Annotated in this window: 19 protein-coding genes and 1 pseudogene; 9 read left to right on the top strand and 11 right to left on the bottom strand. The window is 64.8% G+C overall.

Annotation, left to right across the window (positions count from 1 at the left end):
• Position 1: 1 nt before the first annotated feature.
• Both F8237_RS06420 and F8237_RS06415 read right to left on the bottom strand, forming a co-directional pair.
• Positions 2–1246, bottom strand: a complete 1245-nt coding sequence (locus F8237_RS06420; RefSeq protein ID WP_151642959.1) for an ABC transporter substrate-binding protein — start codon at positions 1244–1246, stop codon at positions 2–4.
• Positions 1247–1389: 143 nt separating this feature from the next.
• The gene (locus F8237_RS06415) at positions 1390–2301 is read right to left on the bottom strand and encodes an IclR family transcriptional regulator (protein WP_151642957.1); all 912 of its coding nucleotides are present in this window, start codon (positions 2299–2301) and stop codon (positions 1390–1392) included.
• Positions 2302–2525: 224 nt separating this feature from the next.
• On the opposite strand from F8237_RS06415, the gene F8237_RS06410 reads away from it, so the two are divergent.
• Genes F8237_RS06410 through F8237_RS06400 form a run of 3 tightly spaced genes read left to right on the top strand, consistent with a single transcriptional unit; the run spans position 2526 to position 5471 of the window.
• Positions 2526–4325: a thiamine pyrophosphate-binding protein gene (locus F8237_RS06410; RefSeq protein WP_151642955.1), complete on the top strand. Its 1800-nt coding sequence runs from the start codon at positions 2526–2528 to the stop codon at positions 4323–4325.
• A 46-nt stretch (positions 4326–4371) separates the two neighbouring features.
• Complete coding sequence (locus F8237_RS06405) at positions 4372–5076, top strand: SDR family oxidoreductase (protein ID WP_151642953.1); 705 nt, start codon at positions 4372–4374, stop codon at positions 5074–5076.
• Positions 5077–5087: 11 nt separating this feature from the next.
• Positions 5088–5471, top strand: coding sequence for a cupin domain-containing protein (locus tag F8237_RS06400; protein WP_151642951.1), 384 nt, complete (start codon positions 5088–5090; stop codon positions 5469–5471).
• A 4-nt stretch (positions 5472–5475) separates the two neighbouring features.
• Here the strand turns inward: F8237_RS06400 and F8237_RS06395 are convergent, their stop codons facing one another.
• From F8237_RS06395 to F8237_RS06380, 4 genes and pseudogenes are all read right to left on the bottom strand, one after another.
• A complete protein-coding gene (locus tag F8237_RS06395; protein ID WP_151642949.1) occupies positions 5476–6423 on the bottom strand; it encodes a lytic transglycosylase domain-containing protein in 948 nt (315 codons plus the stop codon).
• A 216-nt stretch (positions 6424–6639) separates the two neighbouring features.
• On the bottom strand, positions 6640–6915 hold the full coding sequence (locus tag F8237_RS06390; RefSeq protein ID WP_143843915.1) for a hypothetical protein: 276 nt from the start codon (positions 6913–6915) through the stop codon (positions 6640–6642).
• A gap of 78 nt (positions 6916–6993) precedes the next feature.
• Entirely contained in the window at positions 6994–7851 is an 858-nt protein-coding gene (locus tag F8237_RS06385; protein ID WP_151642947.1) for a VOC family protein, read from the bottom strand.
• Between the two features lie 159 nt (positions 7852–8010).
• Positions 8011–9205 (bottom strand): annotated as a pseudogene (locus F8237_RS06380) (urate hydroxylase PuuD).
• A 235-nt stretch (positions 9206–9440) separates the two neighbouring features.
• Here F8237_RS06380 and F8237_RS06375 point away from each other — a divergent pair.
• Entirely contained in the window at positions 9441–10772 is a 1332-nt protein-coding gene (locus F8237_RS06375; RefSeq protein ID WP_151642945.1) for a PQQ-dependent sugar dehydrogenase, read from the top strand.
• Positions 10773–10962: 190 nt separating this feature from the next.
• On the opposite strand, the gene F8237_RS06370 is transcribed toward F8237_RS06375, so the two are convergent.
• From F8237_RS06370 to F8237_RS06355, 4 genes are all read right to left on the bottom strand, one after another.
• Complete coding sequence (locus F8237_RS06370; protein ID WP_151642943.1) at positions 10963–11763, bottom strand: SDR family NAD(P)-dependent oxidoreductase; 801 nt, start codon at positions 11761–11763, stop codon at positions 10963–10965.
• A 1-nt stretch (position 11764) separates the two neighbouring features.
• A complete protein-coding gene (locus tag F8237_RS06365; protein WP_151642941.1) occupies positions 11765–12319 on the bottom strand; it encodes a carboxymuconolactone decarboxylase family protein in 555 nt (184 codons plus the stop codon).
• A gap of 13 nt (positions 12320–12332) precedes the next feature.
• Complete coding sequence (locus tag F8237_RS06360; RefSeq protein ID WP_151642939.1) at positions 12333–13145, bottom strand: SDR family NAD(P)-dependent oxidoreductase; 813 nt, start codon at positions 13143–13145, stop codon at positions 12333–12335.
• A 355-nt stretch (positions 13146–13500) separates the two neighbouring features.
• Positions 13501–14289 (bottom strand): thermonuclease family protein, encoded by a 789-nt coding sequence (locus tag F8237_RS06355; RefSeq protein ID WP_151642937.1) that lies wholly within the window; start codon positions 14287–14289, stop codon positions 13501–13503.
• 203 nt (positions 14290–14492) lie between these two features.
• Here F8237_RS06355 and F8237_RS06350 point away from each other — a divergent pair, with 203 nt between their 5' ends.
• From F8237_RS06350 to F8237_RS06335, 4 genes are all read left to right on the top strand, one after another.
• Positions 14493–16091, top strand: coding sequence for a GMC family oxidoreductase (locus F8237_RS06350; protein ID WP_151642935.1), 1599 nt, complete (start codon positions 14493–14495; stop codon positions 16089–16091).
• A 7-nt stretch (positions 16092–16098) separates the two neighbouring features.
• Complete coding sequence (locus F8237_RS06345) at positions 16099–16548, top strand: hypothetical protein (protein WP_151642933.1); 450 nt, start codon at positions 16099–16101, stop codon at positions 16546–16548.
• Positions 16549–16641: 93 nt separating this feature from the next.
• A complete protein-coding gene (locus tag F8237_RS06340; protein WP_151642931.1) occupies positions 16642–17661 on the top strand; it encodes a S1C family serine protease in 1020 nt (339 codons plus the stop codon).
• Between the two features lie 58 nt (positions 17662–17719).
• Positions 17720–19444, top strand: a complete 1725-nt coding sequence (locus F8237_RS06335; protein ID WP_151642929.1) for an FAD-dependent oxidoreductase — start codon at positions 17720–17722, stop codon at positions 19442–19444.
• 259 nt (positions 19445–19703) lie between these two features.
• On the opposite strand, the gene F8237_RS06325 is transcribed toward F8237_RS06335, so the two are convergent.
• Positions 19704–23180 (bottom strand): indolepyruvate ferredoxin oxidoreductase family protein, encoded by a 3477-nt coding sequence (locus F8237_RS06325; protein ID WP_151642927.1) that lies wholly within the window; start codon positions 23178–23180, stop codon positions 19704–19706.
• 585 nt (positions 23181–23765) lie between these two features.
• Between F8237_RS06325 and F8237_RS06320 the strand changes: the two genes are divergently transcribed.
• Positions 23766–24464, top strand: coding sequence for a cysteine hydrolase family protein (locus F8237_RS06320; RefSeq protein WP_151642926.1), 699 nt, complete (start codon positions 23766–23768; stop codon positions 24462–24464).
• The last annotated feature ends 4 nt before the right edge of the window (positions 24465–24468 follow it).

The following is a 24468-nucleotide window of genomic DNA, read 5'->3' as shown; positions in this document are numbered from 1 at the left end:
CTCAGGCCTTCATCTCGCAGGGGTTCTGTTCTCTGGTCGGATAGATCGTTTCCAGTGGATCGTTTGCTGCCGGCACCGCATCGCCCAGCACCAGCATGTCCCACTGGTCCTTCATCTGGTCCTTCGGCTTCACCGTGAAAGGATAGGCCTCCTGTACGAGCTGATGATCCCAGCTGCGGAAATAGGCCTTGCGCGCCTTGCCGATGTCGAACTGTGCCTGCTTCTCGAAATAGGCGATCAGCTCGCCGCTGTCGGTCGACTTCGTGGTGTTGATCGCCTCCGCCAGCAGCTTCAGCGTGACGTAGTCGATCCAGGCGTGGTTCTCCGGCGGCTTGCCGTACTTCTTGGCGAAGGCCGCGACGAAAGCCTGCGACGTCGGATTGTTCAGCGTGTGATACCAGACGGTCGGCCAGGTGCCGCTGAGATTGCCGGCGCCCGCGGCCCAGGCGTCGCCGGTGTTGAGATTGAAGCCGACCAGCGGGTAGGGAAAGCCGAACTCGGCATATTGCTTGACGAGATTGGTCACCTGGTTGCCGGCAAGGTTGCAGCAGACCACGTCGGGTTTTGCTTGCCGCACTTTCAGCAAGTAGGGGCTGAAGTCAGTGACGTCGGTTGCGATCAGCTCGTCGCCGATCAGGTTCGCATCATGCGCGCCGAAGAAGGTCTTGGCGGCCTTCAGCAGGTCATGACCGAAAATGTAGTCGGCCGTCAGCGTGAAGAACTTCTTGCCCTTCACCATGCCCTTTTGCGACAGCGCGGTGCCGACCGCGTTGACCATCACGGTGTTCGGGATGTCGCAGTGGAAGGAGTATTTGTTGCAGTTCTTGCCGCGCAGCGCGTCCGAGCGCGCGCCGGTCGAGAAGAACACCTTCTTGTTGCGCTCGGCGACCTGCATGATGGTGAGCGAGGAGGCGGAAGAGATCTCGCCGAGCAGCACTACCGCGCCGTCCTGCTCCAGCATGCGCTGCGCCTTGGTCGCGGCGGTCGCTGGATTGATCGAGTCTTCCGAGAGCAAGTCGATTGGCTTGCCCAAGATGCCGCCGGACCCGTTGATCTCCTCCGCCGCGAGCTTCGCGCCCAGCTGCGCGTAGCTGCCGATCACACCGAGGAAACCGGTCAGCGGCGTGAGATGCCCGATCCGGATCTTGTCGGTCTGGGCCCTGACGATGGCAGGAAACCCAAGTGCGGACGCGCCAGCGAAGGCTGCGCCCGTCTGTAGCAACGTCCGTCGGCTGGTGCGGATCATCTTGGTCTCCTCCCCGGGTGCATCGCGTGCCTCCCTTCCAAACCGGACATCCGGTATTGTGAGAGATCTTCTTTCAATGCTGGAGAATAATCCCGAACGCGATCGCCGGTGTCAACCGGCAAAATCGCCGCTCGGGTTGCGGTTCAGGCCTTTTGCGTGAACGTCTTGTTCGCCCGGTCCTTGGCGCCGAATTCGGCCGACAGGCGGTCGGCGGCGGCCTGCACGACCTGCGCGCCGGCGTGCAGCGCCTGGTTGGAGAGCCGCCAGATCGGGCCGGAAATGCCGAGCGCGCCGATCACCTGTCCGGTGAAATCGGTCACCGGCACGGCGACGCAGCGGACTTCCGGATTGAATTCGCCGTCGTCGAAGGCGACGCCGGTGCGCTGCACCTCGGCGATCTCGCGCATCAGCGCACCGACATTGTCGATGGATTTTGGCGTCGACGGTTTCAGTTCGACGCGGTCGATGAACCGCGTCAGCTGCTCGGGGCGCAGCGAGGCCAGAATGATCTTGCCGAGCGCGGTGCAATGGGCGGGCCGCACCACACCGACGCGGTCGGTCAGCTGAAATGCGCCTGGGCCGCTGGTGCGGGCGATGACGACGACGGCATCGCCCATCCGCACGGCAAAATGGCTGCTTTCGCTGGTCTGGCGCGATAACTCCTCCAGCACCGGCGTTGCGACATTGACCATCTCGATCTCGTCGAGCGCGCTTGCTGCGAGTGCAAACAAGGGGCGGCCGATGCGGTAGCGCTTGCTGTCCTTCTCCTGGCGGAGATAGCCGAGCGAGACCATCGTCTTTGCCAGATGAAAAGTCGTCGAATTGTGCAGGCCGACCAGCTTGCTCAACTCAGCAAGCCCGATGCCTTCGCGATGGCGTGCCACCTCTTCGAGGATCGAGAACGCGCGGCCGAGCGACTGAACGCCGCCGCCGCGCTGCTTGTCTTCGGCCTCGTCGTCGCCATTGGCTTGCGGTGCGGGGATGAGTTTGGCAATCGCGGCCTTGCGCGGGCTGGCAGGCTTTTCGGTGGTCGTCGGCTTGGTACGCGATCTCAAGGACGAGGTCCCCTCTGGCAAATCCGTCATGACTCGGTGCATCGACAGTAGCACGCAACTCTGCGGCCGTCGGAGCTCAGCCCACGTTTCGTCGGAAAAGCAGACTACCACAATATAAATTGACGTACAGCATTATGAGAAATAGGCTGCCGGCGGCTCAGTGACGACCGCCATGTTCCTTACATCGGTCCATAAGACGTCGTGGGCCGCAGGGAGACGTGTTGATGTCGAAGAACATGCTCAATGGCGCCCAGGTCATTGTCGATTATCTGATCCAGGAGAAGGTGCCGCAGATGTTCGGGCTCTGCGGCCACGGCAACATTCAGTTCATCGACGCGCTGTACGAGCGCTCTTCGGAGATCAAAACGATCTCCGTGCATCATGAAAGCGTCGCCGGCTTCATGGCCGACGTCTATTACCGCGTCTCCGGCAGGCCGACCGCGACCTTCACTTCGTGCGGGCCGGGTTCGGCCAATCTGCCGATCTCGCTCGCGAACGCCTTCCTCGATTCCGTGCCGTTCATGGCGATCACCGGGAACGTGCCGACCAGCCAGTTCAACCGCGGCGCGTTTCAGGAGATGTACCGGCACTATCAGGCCGACTTCCCTTCCACCGTGCGCACGATGTGCAAGAAGGTGTTTCAGCCGACGCGCGGTGAGATGGTGCCACTCGCGGTGCGGCAGGCCTGGAAGACGATGGTGACGGGACGGCCGGGGCCCGTGGTGATCGACGTGCCCTTCGACGTCTTCATGGAAGCGGCGGCCGAAGAGGCGCCGAAGGCAAGCGAGTGGAGTGCCAACATATCCAGCCGCTGCGGCGCCGATCCGGAAGGCGTCGAGAAGGCGGTCGACATGCTGCTTGCGGCCGAACGGCCGGTGATGCTGGTCGGGCAGGGCGTGCGTTATGGCGGAGCTGCAGACGAGCTACGCAAGCTGGCCGAGCGGCTTCAGATCCCGGTCGCGGCCTCGGCAAGCGGGCTCGGCGCGCTCGATGTCAATCACCCGCTTGCGCTCGGCCTCGTCGCGCGGGCCGGCCACTACCAGGCCAATCATGCCGCGCGTCAGGCCGACGTGCTGCTCGCGCTCGGCGTCCGTTTCGACGACCGCACCTCGAGCTCGTGGATTCCCGGCTATTCCTTCACGATTCCGCCGACACGGCTGATCCATGTCGACATCGATCCCGAGGAGATCGGCCGCAACTATCCCGTCGCGCTCGGGCTGATGGCCGACGTTCGGACCTTCCTGCGCCAGGTGCATGCGGAGCTCGACCGCCGCGACAATCTCTGTAGGAAGTCCGACGCGCGCAAGAAATGGCTGGCGCAGATCGACGGTTACCGCAAGGAGTGGGACAAGTTCGTCGCACCCGGCTTCTCCGACGACACCACGCCGATCAATCCGCAACGCGCAGCCGTCGAGATCGACAAGGCGCTGCCGGAGGATGCCATCCTCGTCTCCGACATCGGCGTGCATCACAACTGGCTGCTCGGCTTCTGCAAGCCGAAGCGGCCGGATTCGCTGATTGGCTCGATGGGCTTCGGCCCGATGGGCTTTGGCGTCGCCGGCGTGATGGGCGCGAAATTCGCCGCGCCCGATCGGCCCTGCGTGTCGGTGTGCGGCGATGGTGCCTTTTTCATGCACGCGAACGTGCTCGGCACGGCGGTCGAATACAATCTGCCCGTGGTCTGGGTGGTCTGGAACAATTACGCCTATGCGTCCATCCGCGGGCTTCAGCGCGGCTATCTCGGCGGGCGCGAGCTTGCGACCGACTTCAGGCATCCGGAGACCGGCGAGCGCTACAATCCGGATTTCGCGGCGATGGCGCGCGCCTGCGGCGTCGAGGGCGTGCGGGTCGACCGCGCCGGCGACCTTGGCGAGGCGATCCGCAAGGGTATCGCCGCCAACAGGCCTTATCTGATCGACGTCGACATCGCCGCCGACGTCAATCCGTCCGGCGCGGGTGTGTGGGAATTGCCGGGCCTTGGCCAGAGCAAGGCCGGAATCGGCACGCGCTTCCAGCCGGGCTGATCGCGGCCCGCAAGCCACCAATCAACAAGATATCGGGGAGATGGGAATGACGCTCGCAGGCAAAAAAGTCGTCGTGATCGGCGGCTCCTCAGGGATCGGGCTTGCTACGGCTGAGCTCGCCAAAGCTCAGGGCGCCGACGTCATCATCGCCTCGCGCAGCGCGGCGAAACTGGATCCGGTTGCCGAGCGGCTGAAGGTGACGGCCATTCCCGCTGATGTCACCAGCGACCAGAGCGTCGCGGAGCTGTTCCGCCGCACCGGCCCTGTCGATCACGTCGTGCTGACCGCCGCGCAGCTTCGCACCGGGCCGTTCAAGACGGTCCCGATGGAGGACGTGCGCGCGACCATGGAAGGCAAGTTCTGGGGCGCCTGGCGTGTCGCGCGCGAAGCTGAAATTCGTCCGGGCGGCTCGCTGACATTGGTCACCGGTTTCCTCAGTGTTCGGCCGCGGCCGAACTCGGCAATCATCAGTGCGGCGAATGGCGCTCTGGAATCGCTGGCCCGTGCGCTCGCGCTCGAGCTTGCGCCGGTGCGGGTGAATGCGGTGTCGCCGGGCGTGATCGACACGCCGATCCGGGCCGCGATGCCGGAGGCCGCGCGTAAGGAGATGCTGGCGAAGACGGCGGCCGCATTGCCAGTTGGCCGTGTCGGCTTGGCCGAAGACATCGCCCAGCAGATCGCCAGCTTCATGGCGAACGGCTTTGCCACGGGCTCGATCGTCTATCTCGACGGCGGCGCATTGGTGAACTAGGGAGCACGATCATGGCCGAGGAGACTGGCGGCGCCTTCATCCGCAACATCGCCGAAGTGCCCTGGCGCGAATTTCCCAACCATTTCGGCGGCGCACTGTCAAAGTCGCTGGTGATGCCGGAGACCGCGGGCTCGCGCCACATCGACTATCGTATCTCGATGTACCAGCCGATGGCTTATGTCGCGCGGCATCACCACAAGGTGCAGGAGCAGGTTTATCACGTGCTCGACGGCGAAGGGCTGATGGAGATCGCCGGCAAGAACCATGTCGTGCGCAAGCACGACGTGATTTTCCTGCCGCCCGGTGTCGAGCACGCAATTTCGAACTCGGGCCTGACCGATCTCGTCTTCCTGGTGGTGACGTCGCCGGTGACGGACGACGAGAAGCCGGTGTGACCGTTTAGCGCTCGCTCGACGCGAGACGGATGGCACGGGCCTTTGCGCTTTTTCCAGCTGCGCGTGCTGCGATCATGCTGCGTGCTTTGCCGTGGGCGGTCTTCCGGATCAGGGCTGCAAGCCGCGTCCGGGCACGGTTAGCTGCCAGACGGACTTCCAGCTGTTCTCCCTTGCGAATGATGGTGGTGACCGAGGGCGTCAGGTTCACTGGTACCCAGGCAACGTCTCTCGCCTTCGAGAGGCTGCCGATGCCTTCGCATGGCGCTTCGCGCGGCAGGTCGATGCGGATGGCGAGAGCTTCCGCGCGCTCGGTCCAGTCCTCGGCTTTGGTGCCGGTGATGATGCGGACATAGTCGCGCGTCTCGCGCGGCAGCTCGCTCTCCCTGGCCAGCCACTTCTGGATGCGACCAGGGCCGGCGTTGTAGGCGGCTGCGGCAAGTCCGAGATTGCCGTAATCGTCGCGCAGCTTGCGCAGGAACTTCGCCGATGCCGGCAGTGCTTTCATGGGGTCGAAGGGATCATCGAGCCCGACCTCGGCAGCCGTCTCCGGCATGAACTGCGCGACGCCCTGGGCGCCGGCCTGGCTGACCTCGTTCGATTTGAAGCGGCTCTCCTGCCAGATCAGTCGCGCGAAGAACGGCACGGGAATGCCGCTGGCCTCGGCCGCTTCCCGCAGCGCGTGGCAGAACTGCTCGGTCGGAGAAGCTTTATCCTCCGAAGCCGGTTCGACCGCGCGTATTGGCTGGGGCGCTTCCTCATAGGCCGCGCGCGCATTGGCGAGCTCGATGGCCTGCACGCTTGCAAGGAAGAGCTCGACGAGGGGCACCAGTGAAGGTGCGCGATCGGCTTTGGACGTGGCGTTGTCGAAGGGTGAAATGTTCCGGGAGGGCGACGAGCCGACGTCGCACATCAGAATCAGGAACGCAGCGCAAGCCGCGACGAGAAATCGCATCTCGGTGGAAGTCCTCGAACTGTGGGGGAACGACCAGCGCGTGCGCCGGTGACGAGGACTTCTTTAATCGTAATTGCGGCGAAGCTGCGATTCCGCTGGGCGGCCGGTGTTAGTACGGTGTTCCCGCCGCAAAACGGGCGGTGATGGTTCCGCGGATCTACGGGAGCCGCGAAGACGTGAGATGTTGCAGGTTGGACTGCGGCAGACCGGTGGCGCTTACGCCTTTGGGAAATCCTTGCGCATCGCTATCTCGGCGGCATCGCCGGGCGACAGCACGGTCTGCTCGAAAGCCGGCTGCGGCCTCGTCATGATGTCGTAGAGCGAGATGCCCTTGATCGGCTTGTCCATGAGCTCGCGGACGCAGTCGGCGAGCGTGCCGTTGTAGACGAGGTAGGGCGGACCGCGGTCCTTCTGTCTCTCGCCCTTCAGCGACGGCCACTTCTTCAGTTCGGCCGGCGCGTCGTAAGCGATCGGCGATCCCTCTTTGAACATCTGCTTGATCCCGGACGGCTAGGATTGCCGGGAATCCTAGAGTCGCCGGGTAAACACACGTTAAAGAATTAGTTAAAATCAGCCGGCAACGAATGCGAGCAGGGTGCCGTTGGCTTTGGCCGGCGGCACGCAGATCGCAGCGCCGCTGCGCAGGGCAGCCGAGCCCAGCGCCTTTTCGGTTGCTGCGAGATCGCCGCTCACGAGCACCAGCGCCGCGCCGCCGCGCTCGGAGAGGCCAGCGAGCGGAACGCCGGGATAGCGTTTGCCGAGCTGATCAAGCGTCAGATAGACGAAGTCGGCACGATCGCCGCCGGAGGGAACGGTGACCGCCCCGTCGGCCTCGTTCTTCGGCTCGCCATCGATCAACCGGCCGAGATGCGCGGCTTCCTTGGCGGGTTCGGGCGTTGCGATCAGCGCCTGCTTGATCCGCCTGGCGGCATTGGCGTGCTTCATCAGCTCGGGGATCCACACTGTCTCGCGAGTCTTGTGCTGGCAGGCGAAGATGCGCACGCCACCGGGGGCCTCCGCGGTCGGCCACATGAAGGTGCGGAACTTGGCTGCCGACACCGTGCCATCAGGCAATTTGACGGGACGTTCGAAATCGGTCGGGCCGATCGGTATGAGGCCGCGTGCGCGGATCTCTTCGGCGCCCGCGGCGGAATCGACTGCGGTGAAGGCGATGCGTTCGATGCCTTCGCCGCGCTTGTCGAGGAAGGCGCGCGCCGGCGCATTGTGCTCGGTCGCAGCCAGCACGCCGAGCAGCTCCATATAGTCGGGGTCGAACATGATGGTGTGGTTGCCGGTGCCCATATGCGCGCTGTGGGTGCCGCGCGGGGATATGGTGAAGCCGAGCTGGCGATAATTCTCGGCGGCCTTGTCGAGGTCCTGAACCATGACCACGGCGTGGTCGATACCGATGACGTTCTTGAGGGCCACTGTGATTTCCCCGAATGCAAACTGACTTATAGAGACTGACTTGGACCGCGTTGGCGGACGCTGCCCCTGTCTACGCCGGATAGGCGGTCAAGTCATTTTCAAATCGGCGGGAAATGCGGAATTTCATTGCGCAAAGCGCGGCATTGGTGCGTGAAGGCGTCAGCGCGCCTGCTCGATATAGGCGGCGAGGATGGCGCGCTCCTCGCTGGTCATCTCGGTGATGTTGCCGGGTGGCATGGCGGTCGACCAGGCAGCGACGCGGCCGATCAGGCGGATGTTGCGATGGATATGCTCGGGCGCGTCGAGCAGGATGCCCTTCGGCGCGGTCACGATGCCGGCCCAGACCGGCTCGGTCGCGTGGCACATGCTGCAGCGGGACATCACGATCTCCTCGACATTGGCGACTGTGACCAGCGCCGACAGCGCGCCGGTCTTTACTTCGCGTGGGCCGGCGGCGGAGAGGAACAGGATCGCGATCGCGCCGGCCGAGGCGACGCCCCACACCCACCACGGCGATTTGCGCCCGGCATGCCGCTCGTTGAAGAAGTGGCGGATCACGGGGCCGAGCGCCAGGATGATCGCGACGATGATCCAGTTGAATTTTGTCGCGTAGAGCAGGGGGTAATGGTTGCTGATCATCAGCACGACGACGGGGAGCGTCAGATAGTTGTTGTGGACCGAGCGCTCCTTGCTGGTCTTGCCGAGTCTGGGATCGGGGGCCTGTCCCGCGATCAGGGCCGCCACGATCTTCTTCTGGTTCGGGATGATCACCGCGAAGACGTTGGCCACCATGATGGTGCCGATGATCGCGGCGATCTGGTTGAAGGCGCCGCGGCCGCTCAGTACATGGGTGAAGGCGTAGGTCAGCGCGACCAGGAACAGATAGCCGCCGATGGCAAAGGGCAGCTCGCGCTGCGCGAGCCCGCTGCGGCATGCGGCCTCGTAGAGCAGCCACGCCAAAGCCACGCTGCAGAAGCTGAACAGTCCGGCCTGGAACGGCGTGAGGTCGAGGATCGATTTATCGACCAGGAACAGATCGGCCTCGAGATAATACACCACCACCATCAGCGCGAAGCCGGACAGCCAGGTGGTGTAGGCCTCCCATTTGAACCAGGTGAGCTCGTCCGGCATCTGGGTGGGCGCCACCAGGTATTTCATGATCCGGTAGAAGCCGCCGCCATGGACCTGCCAGGCCTCGCCCTGCACGCCGTCAGTCAGGCAGATCAGATTTCGGCTTCAGGCTGAGGTCGAGGGCGATGAAATAGAAGGAGCTGCCGATCCAGGCGATCGCCGCCACCACGTGCAGCCAGCGGAGCAGCAGGCTCGCCCATTCCGATATGATGGATCCCCACATGATCACCCCATCAATTGCGACCCCGGTGCCGCAGCCTTGATGACCGCAACCGGCGGCCGTGCCCCTACAATCTGTCGCACCGATCAGCCGCATTTTCCAGTACGATGGGCCGCGGCCCATGCACATCGTGCGGGCATGAGCTGACGTGGGATTCGGCAGGCATTTTGCCTGTTACAGAACGTTTGTGCTCGATCGACGTTGACGCTTGAGACGCGCAGGCCGGGAGGAAGACGACGTGAAAAGCAGGATTTCGTGCGGGGCGATGGCTGTGGGACTGCTGATGGCGGCTGCGACATTTGCGCAGGCCGAGCCGGTGCTGCAGGGCAAGGACGCCTATGGCGATTGGCAGACCGACGAGCCCGGCACCGTCAGGTTGATCCGGCCGGAGGATCTCGTCAGGCCCGGCGCCACGCGGTCGGTCGCGAGCTCGTCGCGCGTGGTGCCGCGTCCGCCGCAGGCCGCGCTCCAGGTGCCGGCAGGTTTCAGGATCGAGCTGTTCGCCGAAGGACTGCGCGCGCCGCGCATCGTGCGCGTTGCACCGAACGGCGATGTCTTCGTCGCGGAAACGCGCGCCGGCAGCATCCGTGTGCTGCGCGCCGGCGGGGACGGCAAGGTTGCGACCAATGAAGTCTTCGCCAGCGGATTGCGGCAGCCGTTCGGCATCGCCTTCTTCCCGAACGGCGACAATCCGCAATGGGTCTATGTCGCCAACACCGACAGCGTCGTCCGCTTCCCCTATCAGGCCGGCGACCTGCAGGCGCGCGGCAAGGCCGAGACGATCGTCGCAAGCCTGCCGCATGACGGCGGCCATTCCACCCGCGATATCGTCTTCACGCCCGACAACAAGCGCATGCTGGTATCTGTCGGCTCGCTCAGCAACGTCGCCGAGGGCATGGGCACGCCGCCTGGCGGCCTGGAAGCCTGGTCAAAAGCGCAGCCGCTTGGCGCGGCCTGGGCGAGCGAGACCGAACGTGCCACCGTGCTGGCCTTCAACCCGGATGGCAAGGAGCGGAAGATCTATGCTACCGGCATCCGCAATTGCGTCGGCCTCGCGATCCAGCCGCAGACCGGGCTGCCCTGGTGCTCGACCAACGAGCGCGATGGCCTCGGCGATGATCTCGTGCCCGATTATGTGACCAGCGTGAAGGAGGGCGCGTTTTATGGCTGGCCGTGGTTCTACATCGGCGGCAACGAAGATCCGCGCCACGCCGGCGCGCGGCCGGATATCAGGGACAAGGTGACGGTGCCTGATGTGCTGGTGCAACCGCACTCGGCGTCGCTCGGCATGACCTTCTATCAGGGCTCGCAGTTTCCGTCCGAATATCAGGGCGATGCCTTCGCCGCCGAGCACGGCTCCTGGAACCGCTCGAAGCGCACCGGCTACAAGCTGATCCGCATCCGGATGAGGGACGGCAAGCCGACGGGGGAGTACGAGGATTTCGTCACGGGGTTCGTGGTGAACGACACGGAAGTGTGGGGGCGGCCGGTGGGGGTCGCGGTGGCGAAGGATGGCGCGCTGCTGATCTCGGAGGATGGCAACGGTACGATCTGGCGGGTGACGCATTAGATTCGTGCGGCGATGAAGGTGCACCCTCGCCCCTTGTGGGAGAGGGTGGCTCGTCGCGCAGCGGCGAGACGGGTGAGGGGTTCTATCCGCGAGCCCCATCGCCAATTGTATTTGTGGAGAGAGACCCCTCATCCGGCGCTTCGCGCCACCTTCTCCCGCAAGGGGAGAAGGGAGGCAGTGCTCGGACCGCCTACCCCCGTCTCACGCTCGCGCCGCCATCCACCGGCAACGTCACGCCGGTGATGAAGTTCGCTTCATCCGATGCCAGGAACAGCGCGGCGTTCGCGACGTCCCATCCGGTGCCCATCTTCCTGCGCAGCGGCACCTTGCTGTCGCGCTCGGCTTCGACTTCGGCGCGGGTCTTGTGCCATTCGCGGGCGCGGGTATCGACCGCCATCGGGGTGTTCATCAGGCCCGGCAGGATGACGTTGGCGCGGATGCCGTATTCGGCGTTCTGGTAGGCGAGCTGCTCGGTGAAAGCGATCATCGCCGACTTCGTCGCCTTGTAGGCGACGTAAGGGTAGGTGGTGATCGCCGCCATCGATGAGATGTTGATGATGGCGCCTCCGGCCTGTGCGCGCATGATCGGAATCACCTCTTTCGCCGCCAGAATGCAGCTCTTCAGATTGATGGCGACGACCCGGTCGAACGCCTCTTCGGTGATCTGCAGCAGCTCGGCGTCGCCGCCGGACAGGCTGACACCGACATTGTTGTGCAGCACGTCGATGCGGCCCCAGCGCACCTGCGCCTCCGCCACCATCGCCTTGATGTCAGCGGATTTGGTCACGTCGGCCCTGAAGGCCACGGCGGTGCCTTGCTTCGCCGCGATCATGGCCGCGGTTTCCTGCGCGGATTCCAGATGATGGTCGACGCACAGCACCTTTGCGCCCTCGCGGGCGAAGGTCAGCGCCGCGGCGCGGCCATTGCCCATGCCTTCGCCGGGGCTCTGGCCGGCGCCGACGACGATCGCAATCTTGTCCTTCAAGCGCATCTCAGTTCACTCCCGGGATCGGGTACTGCTCGAGTACCTCTTTGTAATAGGGCTCGTTGTCGATCTTCATGGTGGCGAGCACGCGCACCACGCCGCAATAGAAGGCGATGGTCAGGACCAGGTCGACCATGTGCTCGTCGGAAAGGTGCTGCCTGATCTCGGCAAAGGTCGCATCCGACATGGCAAGCTCCCGCACCATCTCGCGGGCGCCTTTCAGGATCGCCTTCGCCAGCGGCTCCAGCTTCGAGGACTTGCCGTCGGTCTCCGCCATCAGGCCTGAGATGTCCTCGTCGGTGACGCCGAACTCCTTGCCGATCTTCACATGGTGGGTGAATTCGTATTCCGACTTCTCCATCCAGCCGACCTGGAGGATCGCAAGCTCGCGCAGGCGCGGATCGAGCTTGCTCTTGAACCGGATGTAGCCGCCGATGCCGTGGAAGGCGCGTGCCATCTCCGGCGAGTTGACCAGCAGCTTGTGCAAATTGGTGTTGCGCTTGAGCATGTCGCGATATTCGGGCGCGACCTGGTCGGCCTCGAGATAGGGCAAGCGGGCCATTGGTGTGTTTCCTCTAGTGTTCTTGTGACTCGCGTTCGGGGGCTTGTAGCGTGACGCCGCCGTCCACCACCAGCACCTGGCCTGTGATGTAGCGGGCAAAGTTGCTGAGCAGGAATTTGACGGCGTGACCGACGTCCCAGCCGGTGCCTTCGGTCTTGAGAACGGACGCCCTGGCCCGCTGCGCGCGGGCCTGCTCGCTCATGCCGCGGGCATAGACCATCGGCGTGTACATCGGTCCCGGGCAGATGCAGTTGACGCGGATGTTGTCGCGGCCGTGATCGACCGCCATCGCGCGGGTCAGACCGATGATCGCCGCCTTCGAAGTCGTGTAGGTCGTGAGCCCGCGCGGCCGCAATGCCGAGATCGAGGAGATGTTGACGATCGCGCCGCCCTTCGCCGTCCTGATCATCGCGGGGATCGCGTGCCTGGAGAGCAGGAACATGGTCTCGACATTGACCTGCATGACGCGGCGATATTGCTCGGGCGCCTCGTCGACCAAGCTGCCGCGGCTGCCGATGCCGACATTGTTGTCGAGGAAATCCAGCCGGCCCCAGCGATCGAGCGCGGCCTCGACCAGCTTCTTGCAATCATCTTCGCTGGTGACGTCGCCGCCATGGGCAGCAGCCGTGCCGCCCTCGGTTGCGATCATCTCGACGGTGCGTTCGGCCAGCTTGAGGTCGCGATCGGCCACCAGCACGTTTGCGCCGGCGCGGGCCAGCAGAATTGCTGCAGCGCGGCCGTTGCCGATGCCATCGCCCGCGGCGCCGCCGCCGCTGATCAGCGCCACCTTGCCGGCGAGGCCGGCATCGTCCTCAGGGCCCTGCATGTCGTTCCATCCCGTTGTTTTTTGCCGACGATAGCAACGGGCTGAGGGGGAGAGAAGGCCGGTGGTCCCGCGCGGGTGTCATTGACATCGCACGGAATTGCATGCCGCCGATCGATCAAGTCACGCCGATGCGGAGATCGTGCCGCACAAAAAAGAAGAGCCGCTTGTTTGTGACAAGCGGCCCAAGTCTAGGGAGGAAACGCCCGAGCAAAGACAATCCAATGAGGATCGTCTGCCAAGGAAACGCTCGCGCAAAGCGCTTGCGTGCCTCTACAAATGAAGCAACTCCAGGCGAACTTCAATTCCGGATCAATACTGTCTCCAGCCGCCACCTACGGCTGCGTGAACCAATTGTTCACTTTGGCCGGCGGCAATTGTAGGCCTTGCGGAAGCCCGCTGCCTGCGCGTCGTCCTCCGAGCAGAACCAGCGGTCCGGCTTGGTCGTGGCGGGATAGCTCGGGCAGCCTCTCAAGTGATAGATGCCGATATTACCGGTGACGCGCGCACGCACCGCGAGCTTGCCCTTGATGCCGCAGCTTGGCGGCATGGCCAGATCTTCCGGAAACAGCGCCGCGCGAATCTCCTTGTCGCGGTCGGAGCGGCAGGCGGCGCCGAGCAGCGCGCCGTCCTTCTTGCCCATGCGGAATTCTTGCGGTGCAACAAAGCAGCCCTTCCAGAGGCCAGCCGAGGCCGTTTTCGCTTCGGCAGCCGCCGGCTTGACGTTGGCCTTGATCGGCTCGCGGGCGATGGCATAGCCGAGCTTGATCAGTTGCTCGTTCAGGGTGACCTTGTCGCCCTCGGCCGTGCAGATGGCGCGATGCCGCTTGCCAAAGCTCTTCTCCGGTCCGACATCGTCGCAGCGCACGGAGCGCTTGTTGATCAGCTTCGCCAACTGGTCGCGGGCCTCGATGCCGCAGGTCCAGGGATCGGCGTGATCGTCGATGCAGACCTGGTCCAGCTCGGGTGCATCGACGCCGTCCAGCCGGTAGGTGACGTCGCCGAGCTGGATGGAATTGGCATCCCGCACGGTTGCGGCAGCGGTCAGGGCGGAAGCCGGTCCCGAGAGCGCCGAAAATCCCGACAGAGCGAGAAATAAAACCAGCGCGAATGCGCGGACGGCGGCAAATGAATTCTCGAAGGGCATAATTTCTCGCTATCGATGGCTCTTGCGCCTCGTTCCTAGCATCCGGGCGTCGCAACACCAATGGTCTGCGCCCTGCGAAGTGCGACATTCCCCGCCGGTGGCTTTACTCAGCCGTGGCTCTGATCCTATCGTTTGCGAAAGCCTTGCGAGCCGTGATGGCCGAATCGCCCGGGAAGCGGCGAGGGCGGGAGGACGATGTTTCGATGAATGACCCCGTGGACGTCCTGATCATCGGCGCCGGCGCTTCAGGCGCTGCAGTGGCGTGGTCGCTGGCCGAGACCAAGATGCACATTCTCTGCATGGAGCAGGGCGGCTGGATGAACCCGGCGGAATATCCCAGCACGGGCCGCGACTGGGAAGCCAGGTTCTACGGCGAGTGGGCGACCAGCCCCAACATCCGCGGCCGGCCCGAGGACTATCCGATCAACGACGACAATTCGCCGATCAAGGTCGTCAACTACAATGCCGTCGGCGGCTCGACGGTGATGTACACTGCGCACTGGCCGCGGCTGCATCCGTCCGATTTCAAGGTGAAGACGCTCGACGGCGTCGCCGACGACTGGCCGATCGACTACGACGCGCTGACCCCGTTCTTCGAAGAGAACGACCGCATCATGGGGACGTCAGGCCTGTCGGGTGACCCGCTGTCGCCGCTGACGCATCCGCCGATGCCGCAGCAGCCGCTCGGATTGTCCGGTGCCATCCTCGGCAAGGCCATGAACGAGCTCGGCTGGCACTGGTGGCCGTCGGACACGACGGTCGCGACGACGGACTACGAGGGCCGGGCGCGCTGCATCAATCTCGGCCATTGCACGCCGGCCTGTGCGCAGGGCGCAAAGTCGTCCACCGACATCACCTATTGGCCGCAGGCGGTCCGCGCCGGCGTCGAGCTGCGCACGCATTGCCGGGTGCGCGAGGTCACCACCGACGAGAACGGCATGGCCACGGGCGTGGTCTATTACGACAAGGACGGCGTCGAGCAGTTTCAGCCGGCGCATGTCGTCATCATCGCCTGCAACGGTGTCGGCACGCCGCGCCTGTTGCTGAACTCGGCGTCCGCGCGCTTTCCGAATGGCCTCGCCAATTCGTCGGGCCTCGTCGGCAAGAACCTGATGTTCCATCCCTATGCGCAGATCTACGGCTATGTGAAGGAGCCGACCGACAGCAACCGCGCACCGCCGACCTGCCTGTGGAGCAAGGAATGGTACGACACGGACCTGTCGCGCGGCTTCGTGCGCGGCTATGGCGTTCAGTTCGTGCGCGGCGCCGGGCCGGTGTTCGAGGCGGTCGTCAGCGAGCAGAAGGGCATTTTGCCGTGGGGCGCGGATCATCACCGCGTCTTCCGCAAGCTCAATGGCCACCGGCTCGGCTTCTCCGCGATCTGCGAGGATTTGCCGGAGGAGCATAATTGCGTCACGCTCGATCCGGTGCTGAAGGACAGCCACGGCATTCCCGCGCCGAAGATCAACTACACGATCAGCGAGAACAGCCAGAAGATGATGGACCATGCGCTCGCGCGCGGCCGCGAGGTTCTGGAAATGGCGGGCGCGACCGACATCTGCATCAACTCGCCGATCCCGTGGGGCGGCTGGCACCTGCTCGGCACCGCGCGCATGGGCACCGACCCCAAGCGCTCCGTCGTCAACGAATGGGGCCGCACGCATGACGTGAAGAACCTCTTCATCGTCGATGGCAGCATCTTCGTCACCTCCGGGGGCGTGAACCCGACGTCCACCATCCAGGCCCTCGCGCTCTACATCGCCGACCAGATGAAGCAGCGCCTCGCCAATTTGTTCGACTGAGGCCGCCATGTCCGAGAGTCATCAACTCACCCAGCGTCAACGCGACGACCTCCGCACCGTCGCCGCGATGATCGTTCCCGCCAGCGATGAGTACAAGGTGCCGGGGGCCGACGATGCCGCGATCCAGGCCGATATCCTTGCCACGCTCGGCCGCGACACCAAATTGGTGACGGCGGCGCTGGATCATCTGGCGCGGTTGGCAGGTCAGCCGCTCGCCGAACTCGATGCCGCCAAGCGTGATGCGGTGGCGCTGGAGTTTCGCAAGAACGGCGGCGCGGCGGCCGCGACGCTCGTTCGCGTCGTCCTGCAGTGCTATTACCGCGACGACCGTGTGTTGCGCTCGCTCGGGCTCGAGCTGCGCGCGCCATTTCCGAAGGGCTATGTGCTCCCGGATGGCGACTGGTCGCTGCTCGACCCGGTCAAGGCGAAGGGCGGCACGCTGCGGCGGGCGCCCTAGCCATCTGGGTAGCCCAGCTCCGCGCCCCGGGCCGGGCCCACTTGCGCCGGCAGGAGCAGGCCACCATCTGTGTGAGCCTCAAGGACTGCTACCATGCTGGATTTCACCTCTGACATCGTCGATGACGCCTCGTCATCGCGAACGGCGACGGTTGCCCCAGACAATGACCGGGCTCTGCTGGACGCTTATTCCAATGCCGTGATCGACGTCACCGATCGTGTCGGCCCTGCGGTCGTGCGCGTCGAGACCGGACCGAAGGTTCCGAACGGCCGCGAACGCGGCGGGCTCGGCTCCGGCATCGTGATTTCGCCGGACGGGCTCGTGCTCACCAACAGCCACGTGGTCGGCGCCTCCAGGGAGATCCGGCTGCGCGACGTCGAAGGAAATGTCGGCGATGCCCGGGTGCTCGGCGTCGATCCCGATACGGATCTGGCGCTGCTGCGCGCGAACGGCGTGCGCGACTTGTCCTATGCAGCGCTCGGCAACTCCCAGAGCCTGAAACGCGGCCAGCTCGTGATTGCGATCGGCAATCCTCTCGGCTTTGAATCGACCGTGACCGCCGGCGTGGTCTCGGCGCTCGGACGTTCGATCCGCTCGGTGAGCGGGCGCACTATCGAGGACGTGATCCAGACCGATGCCGCGCTCAACCCCGGCAATTCCGGCGGCCCGCTGGTGTCGTCGAATGCCGAGGTGATCGGCATCAACACCGCCATCATCAGTGGTGCCCAGGGCATCTGTTTCGCGGTCGCCAGCAACACCGCGCAATTCGTGCTGTCGGAGATCATCCGCCACGGCTATGTCCGCCGTGCCTATATCGGCGTCGCTGGACAGACTGCGCCGATCCCGCGGCGGCATGCGGTGCTGGCCGGTGTCGACAACAAGATGGGTGCGCTGCTGGCGCAGATCGAACCGGATGGCCCGGCGGCGAAGGCGGGCGTGTTGCCCGGCGACGTCGTGATCAGGCTCGATGGCGTCGCAATCAACGGCGTCGACGATCTGATCCGCGTGCTCGACCGTGACCGGATCGGCCGACGGCTCGCCATGGACGTGCTGCGGCTCGGCCGTCTGCGGGCGATCGACATCGATCCGATCGAACGCAAGCCCACCCGCTAGCTGCGAGCCCACGGGCGGGGTATGACGGTGTCATGCCTCGCTTTCGGAAGCTCGCCGCATGATGCCGGCCCACGAGACCTACGACGTCATTGTCATCGGCGCGGGTGCCGGTGGCATGACGGCTGCGTCGGTGGCCGCCGCAGAAGGGCTGCGCGTGCTGGTGATCGAGAAGACCGCCTTCGTCGGCGGGACCACCGCCTGGTCAGGCGGCATGGTCTGGATCCCCGCCAATCCGAAGATGAAAGAGGCGGGGCTTTCGGACAGCGTCACGGATGCCGTCCAGTACCTGGCGAGGACCGTACCTGAGCCGTCCAATGCCGGCTTGCGCGCTGCCTTCCTTGCGCGCGGGCCGGAGGCCGTCGCCTATCTCGAAGCCAACACGGAGGTTCGCCTTCAGCCGGTCAACGCCTATCCGGACTATTATCCGGAGCGGCTCGGCGCGACATCAGGAGGCCGGGTGCTGGAGCCTGTCGCCTTCGACGGCACCCGGCTCGGCGCGCATTTCGTCCGGCTGCGCGCCCCGCTGCCGGAGTTCACGCTGTTCGGCGGTATGATGGTCAACCGTCTCGACATCCCGCATCTGCGCCGGGTTGGAAAGTCGCTGCGTTCGACCTTGCGCGCGGCGCGTCTGGTCTCCGAATACGCGTTGCAGCGATTGCGCAGTCCGCGTGGGACCACGTTGCATCTCGGCAATGCGCTTGTCGCGCGGCTCTATGCTTCGCTGCTGGCGCGGCAGGTCGAAATCCTGTTCAGCGCCGACGTCGAGGATCTGTCGATGCAGGGCGATCGCGTCGTTGGCGTGGTAATCCGCCATGGTTCCCGCGATCGCTTGATCGCCGCGCGCCGCGGTGTGGTGGTCGCGACCGGCGGCTTTTCGCACGATGCCGCTTTGCGCAAACGCTTTTTCCCCGCGGCAGCAGGTTTCGTCTCGGCGACCAGCCCGTCAGGCACAGGCGACGGACTTCGCCTTGCGGCAACAGCCGGTGCTGCGCTCAATACGGACGCGACGAGCCCGGCCTATTGGGTGCCGGCCTCGCTGTTCCGCCGCGCCGACGGCAGTCGGGGTGTCTTCCCCCACACGGTGACCGATCGCGCCAAGCCCGGCGTGATTGCCGTCAACGCCGCCGGCCGGCGCTTCGTCAACGAGGCGCTGTCCTACCACGAGTTCGTTCTTGCCATGCTGCGTGACGGTAGTGGCGAGCCGGACCGTCCGTTCTATCTGGTGTGCGACCGCCAATTTCTGTGGAGCTACGGCCTCGGCCGCATCAAGCCGTTCACGCGCGGGATTCGGCGCCACGTGGCGAGCGGCGAGTTGGTCGAGGCTGCGGATATCGCGCAGCTCGCGGCGCAGATCGGCATCAAACCGTCCGTGCTCTCGGCGACGATCGCAACCTACAACGCCGACGCGAAGGACGGCCGCGATCCCGAATTCGGCCGCGGCAGCACCATCTATCAGCGCCATCTCGGCGATATCAGCCACAAGCCCAACCCCTGCGTCGCGCCGATCGTGCGTGCGCCGTTCTTCGCGATGCGCATCTATCCCGCAGATCTTGGCACCGCCATCGGCATGAAGGTCGATGCCCAGGCCCGCGTGCTCCGTGAGGACGGTACGCCGATCGCCGGCTTCTACGCCTGCGGCAACGACATGGGCTCGATCATGAACGGCAATTATCCAGGGCCGGGGATCACGCTCGGCCCGGCGCTGACGTTCGGGTACATCGCCGGGCGGCATCTGGCGGAGGGGGTGGTGGTTGCGGCGAGTTCGGCCGCATCGTCGGTCTAGCCATCGCCACCGCTGTCATGCTCCGCGAAAGCGGGGCATCCAGTACGCCGCGGCCTATCCGCTCAACCACAAGCGCCTCGGAGTACTGGATCGCCCGGTCAAGCCGGGCGATGACACCGAATATGTAGCACACTCGTCCCACAATCACCGTCATTGCGAGCGCAGCGAAGCAATCCAGACTGTCTCTACGGAAAGACTCTGGATTGCTTCGTCGCTAGGGCTCCTCGCAATGACGCGCGGAGAGATCGTGCGCTAACCGCTACTCCGCCGCGGCCGCAAAGCGGCTGTTCTCCAGCTCCGCTTCCAGCCGCGACTTCTCGGCCGCCGCCAGCTTGATGTTGGCTTCCTTGACGTGTCCGAAGCCGCGGATGGTCTCCGGCACGCGCGCGAGCCGCGTCAGCAGCGGGATCTGCTCCGCCTTCGCCCCGGACATCCGCTGGTCGATCATGCCGAGATAGTCCTCGACCAGCCTCCGCTCGGTCTTGCGTTCTTCGGTGCGGCCGAACAAGTCAAGTGCACCGCCGCGCAGGAATTTCAGCTTTGCCAGCAAGCGGAAAGCGTGAATCATCCAGCCGCCGAATTCCTTCTTCTGCAGATGACCCGTCGTCTTGTCGCGCTGCGCGAAGATCGGCGGAGCGAGGTAGAACTTCAGCGAGAAATCGCCGTCGAACTTCTCCGATACTTTCTTGGCAAAGCTGCCGTCGGTATAGAGCCGCGCGACCTCGTACTCGTCCTTGTAGGACATCAGCTTGAACAGGTTTTTCGCGACAGCTTCGGTCAGCTCCGTGGACGCGGGCGAAGCGGCACTTTCCGCCTTGCGCACCTTGGCGACCGCCGCGAGATAGCGGTCTGCATAAGCCTTGTCCTGATAGCCGGTCAGGAACTCGGCGCGTGTCGCGATGATGTCATCGAGGGATTTCGTCGGGGCACTCGCCCGGCTCTTGAACTGCAGCACGCTGCGCACGCGCGACATGTCGTGAGCGGCGAGGCGTCCCCAGCTGAAGGCGAGCTTGTTCATCTCGATCGCGGCGCCGTTGATCTCGATGGCGCGGAGCAGGGCCTCCAGCGACAGAGGGATCGCGCCCTTCTGGAAGGCGAAGCCGAGCATGAAGGGATTGGTTGCGATGCTGTCGCCCATCAGCGCCGAGGCAATGCCAGTCGCGTCGATGATGTCGAGGTTCTTGTCGCCGACGGCATCGCGCAGCACGGTCTGCATCGTGCCCATCTCGAAATCGAGATCGGGGTTTTGCACGAAGCTCGCGGTCGGCTGCAGGTCGGCGTTGATGTAAGCCTTGGTGACCCCGCGTTCGGCGCGGCTGAGCGCGCTGGGACCTGCCGAGACGATCATGTCGCAGCCGAGGATGACGTCGGCGCCACCCGTGGTGATGCGGACGGCGGAGATGTCCTCAGGCTTCGGAGCGATGCGGACATGGCTCATCACCGCGCCATTCTTCTGCGACAGGCCGGTGAAGTCGAGCGCCGAGCAGCCGCGGCCGTCGACATGGGCGGCCATGCCGAGCAGGGCGCCGATGGTGATGACGCCGGTGCCGCCGATGCCGGTGACGAGAATGTTGTAGGGAACCTCCAGCTCGCGCGCGGGCGGCAGCGGCAGGTCGGCGAACAGCTGGCCCGAATCTACCGCCGAAGTCTTGATGCGCTTGAGCGTGCCGCCGTGCACGGTGACAAAGCTCGGGCAGAAACCCTCGACGCAGGAGAAGTCCTTGTTGCAGTTCGACTGGTCGATCTGGCGCTTGCGGCCGAACTCGGTCTCCAGCGGCTGCACCGAGACGCAGTTGGAGGCCTGCGAGCAGTCGCCGCAGCCTTCGCAGACGAGCTCGTTGATGAAGGCGCGCTTGGCCGGATCGGGATAGAGCCCGCGCTTGCGGCGGCGGCGCTTTTCCGCCGCGCAGGTCTGGTCGTAGATGACGACGGTGAGGCCCTTGATCTCGCGCAGCTCGCGCTGCATGGCGTCGAGCTCGCGGCGGTGATGGATGGTCGTGCCCTGCGGGAAGTAATTGCCATCAGGATATTTCGTGGGATCGTCGGAGACGATCGCGAGCCGCTTGACGCCCTCGGCCCAGACCTGATGCGCGATCTGCGCGACGTTGAAGCCGCCCTCGGCCGGCTGGCCGCCGGTCATCGCCACGGCGTCGTTGTAGAGGATCTTGTAGGTGATGTTGATGCCGGCGGCGGAGGCGGCGCGCAGCGCAAGCAACCCCGAATGCGTATAGGTGCCGTCACCGAGATTCTGGAAGATGTGCTGCTCGGTGGTGAACGGCGACTGGCCGATCCAGTTCACGCCCTCGGCGCCCATGTGCGAGATCAGATCGGTGCGGCGGGTCGGCATGCTCAGGGCCATGCCATGGCAGCCGATACCAGCCATGGCGCGGCTGCCTTCGGGCACTTTCGTCGAGGAATTGTGCGGGCAGCCCGAGCAGAAGAACGGCGTGCGCGCGAGCTTGATCGGCGCGCTGGTGGTGACGGGGTGGTCGAACGCTTCGAGCCGCGCCAGGCGCTGCTCCAGCACCGGGCTGTGATGGCCGAGCTTGCGAAGCCGCGCCACCAGCGCGGACGCTACGATGGTCGGCGTCAGCTCGCCTTCGCTCGGCAGCAGCGGCGCACCGCGTTCGTCGCGCTTGCCGGTGACGGTCGGGCGCCGGGACGCATCGATGTTGTAGAGGATGCGCATCAGCTGGTCTTCGATGAAGCCGCGCTTCTCCTCGACCACGAGTACGTCCTGCAGTCCTTCAGCGAAGCGCTTGGCACCGCTCTCTTCGAGCGGCCAGGTCATCGCGACCTTGTAGATGCGAAGGCCGAGATCCTGCGCGTCCTTGTCGGTAATGCCTAAGTCGGCCAGCGCCTGGCGCAGATCGAGATAGGCCTTGCCGGTGGCGACGATGCCGAGCCGCGCCGGCTTGGAATCGAGCACGATGCGGTCGAGCTGGTTGGCGCGGGCAAAGGCCTGCACCGCGGCCATCTTCGGGCCGAACAGGCGCCGCTCGGCGTCCAGCGGCGGATCGGGCCAGCGGATGTTGAGGCCGCCGGGCGGCATCTCGAAATCGTCGGGAAGCTTGATCTGGATGCGTTCGGGATCGCTGTAGATCGAGGCTGAGCTTTCCACGGTCTCGCTGATGGCCTTGAAGCCGACCCAGCAGCCGGAGAAGCGCGACAGCGCAAAACCGTAGAGACCGAGATCGAGATAGTCCTGCAGCGTTGCCGGATTGATCACCGGGATCAGCGCCGCCGCGAATACCTGCTCGCTCTGATGTGCCAGCGTCGAGGACTGGCAGCCATGGTCGTCGCCCGCGAGCGCGAGCACGCCGCCATTGAGCGATGTACCGGCCGCATTGGCATGCTTGAGCGCGTCGACCGAGCGGTCGACGCCGGGGCCCTTGCCGTACCAGATGCCGAACACGCCATCGACCTTGGCGCCGGGAAACAGGCCGACCTGCTGGCTGCCCCAGACCGCGGTCGCGGCGAGGTCCTCGTTGAGGCCGGGGACGAAGGCGATGTCGTGCTGCTGGAGGTGCGATTTCGCGCGCCACAACGCGTGGTCGTACATGCCGAGCGGGGAGCCGCGATAGCCCGAGATGAAGCCGCCGGTGTTGAGACCCTGGAGCCGGTCGCGTTCGCGCTGCAACATGGGCAACCGAACCAGCGCCTGCGTGCCGGACAGGAAGATCCGCTTCGATTCGAGCCGGTATTTGTCGTCCAGCTCGACCTGCATCAGCGTCATGTCGGAAGTCCTCGTTCTCGTTCGGCGTGGGGTTTGCGCTGCGGGAGAGATTGCGGCTGCGCGTCGCGAATTATGACAGTCAAGAGCATGGGCCGGCGAAGTCAATACGGCTGGCCGCATCCGTGACGCTACCGCTTGTCATGGCTGCTTGTGGAGGACGTTCGCATTCGGCAAGGCGACGCTGAGGGATTCGCACGCGCTGTATGAGCAAGAGTATCGGCAGCTGTATGGGCGGGGCGGTAGACGCAAGGCGTCGCCAAGCCTTCTCCTCGTCATTCCCGGGCGCGCGTAGCGCGAGCCCGGAATCCATCGGGCCACAAGCCATGAGGTGAAATGGATTCCGGGCTAGACGCTTGCGCGTCGCCCCGGAATGACGGCGAGTGACACGCCGCATCGCCGCTCATCCTTTAAGCAGATGCACGTCGCAAAGCCGTCGCACAGGGAATAAGCAGCGATCGGTTGTGGGCGTAAGTTTCTGAGGACGCAACGAATTCCATCGCGGCCCACGCTCCAAAGCTATTGTACACAATGGCACGGCGTTTGCAGGACTCCTGGCAAAGAGAGTTCTCGCGGGGGCCTTGAGTCATGTTGAACTCAACCAAGCCGACACTGGGCGTCATCAGCGCCGAGCCCGAGCCGATCAAGCTCGACTGGGCAAGCACGGCGCTTCTCATCATCGACATGCAGCGCGATTTCATGGAGCCCGGCGGGTTCGGCGAGACCCTCGGCAATGACGTCAGCCAGCTTGCACGCGCCGTGAAGCCGATCGGTGCGCTGCTGAACGCGGCGCGCGGCAGCGGCATGCTGGTGGTCCACACCCGCGAGGGACATCTGCCCGATCTTTCCGATGCGCCGCCGGCCAAAGTCGAGCGCGGCGCGCCGAGTCTTCGCATCGGCGATCCCGGTCCGATGGGGCGCATTCTCATTCGCGGTGAGGCCGGCCACGACATCATTCCCGAGCTCTATCCGCTCGACAGCGAAGTCGTGATCGACAAGCCCGGCAAGGGTGCGTTCTACGCCACCGAGCTCACCGACGTGCTGGAGAAATACGGCATCGAGAATCTTCTGGTGTGCGGCGTCACGACGGAGGTCTGCGTCAACACCACAGTGCGCGAGGCCAATGACCGCGGCTATCGCTGCGTCGTCGTCTCCGACGGCTGCGCATCCTACTTTCCCGAGTTTCACGAGATGGGTCTGAAGATGATCAAGGCCCAGGGCGGCATCTTCGGCTGGGTCGCGGACTCAGCCGCGGTTTTGGAGGCAATGAAGACTTCGACCACATAGGGGA

The sequence above is a fragment of the Bradyrhizobium betae genome (assembly GCF_008932115.1).
Lineage (GTDB): Bacteria > Pseudomonadota > Alphaproteobacteria > Rhizobiales > Xanthobacteraceae > Bradyrhizobium > Bradyrhizobium betae.
Note: the sequence above shows the minus strand (reverse complement) of the source record. Positions and strands in the feature narration are given on the sequence as shown.

Bases quoted from the DNA above. Each gene is read 5' to 3' on its own strand.
- F8237_RS06320 (WP_151642926.1), top strand. From the start codon at position 23,766: ATGTTGAACTCAACCAAGCCGACACTGGGCGTCATCAGCGCCGAGCCC.
- F8237_RS06345 (WP_151642933.1), top strand. From the start codon at position 16,099: ATGTCCGAGAGTCATCAACTCACCCAGCGTCAACGCGACGACCTCCGC.
- F8237_RS06370 (WP_151642943.1), bottom strand. From the start codon at position 11,763: ATGCGCTTGAAGGACAAGATTGCGATCGTCGTCGGCGCCGGCCAGAGC.
- F8237_RS06405 (WP_151642953.1), top strand. From the start codon at position 4,372: ATGACGCTCGCAGGCAAAAAAGTCGTCGTGATCGGCGGCTCCTCAGGG.
- F8237_RS06420 (WP_151642959.1), bottom strand. From the start codon at position 1,246: ATGATCCGCACCAGCCGACGGACGTTGCTACAGACGGGCGCAGCCTTC.
- F8237_RS06360 (WP_151642939.1), bottom strand. From the start codon at position 13,145: ATGCAGGGCCCTGAGGACGATGCCGGCCTCGCCGGCAAGGTGGCGCTG.
- F8237_RS06365 (WP_151642941.1), bottom strand. From the start codon at position 12,319: ATGGCCCGCTTGCCCTATCTCGAGGCCGACCAGGTCGCGCCCGAATAT.
- F8237_RS06400 (WP_151642951.1), top strand. From the start codon at position 5,088: ATGGCCGAGGAGACTGGCGGCGCCTTCATCCGCAACATCGCCGAAGTG.
- F8237_RS06395 (WP_151642949.1), bottom strand. From the start codon at position 6,423: ATGCGATTTCTCGTCGCGGCTTGCGCTGCGTTCCTGATTCTGATGTGC.
- F8237_RS06335 (WP_151642929.1), top strand. From the start codon at position 17,720: ATGATGCCGGCCCACGAGACCTACGACGTCATTGTCATCGGCGCGGGT.
- F8237_RS06390 (WP_143843915.1), bottom strand. From the start codon at position 6,915: ATGTTCAAAGAGGGATCGCCGATCGCTTACGACGCGCCGGCCGAACTG.
- F8237_RS06350 (WP_151642935.1), top strand. From the start codon at position 14,493: ATGAATGACCCCGTGGACGTCCTGATCATCGGCGCCGGCGCTTCAGGC.
- F8237_RS06340 (WP_151642931.1), top strand. From the start codon at position 16,642: ATGCTGGATTTCACCTCTGACATCGTCGATGACGCCTCGTCATCGCGA.
- F8237_RS06355 (WP_151642937.1), bottom strand. From the start codon at position 14,289: ATGCCCTTCGAGAATTCATTTGCCGCCGTCCGCGCATTCGCGCTGGTT.
- F8237_RS06325 (WP_151642927.1), bottom strand. From the start codon at position 23,180: ATGACGCTGATGCAGGTCGAGCTGGACGACAAATACCGGCTCGAATCG.
- F8237_RS06410 (WP_151642955.1), top strand. From the start codon at position 2,526: ATGTCGAAGAACATGCTCAATGGCGCCCAGGTCATTGTCGATTATCTG.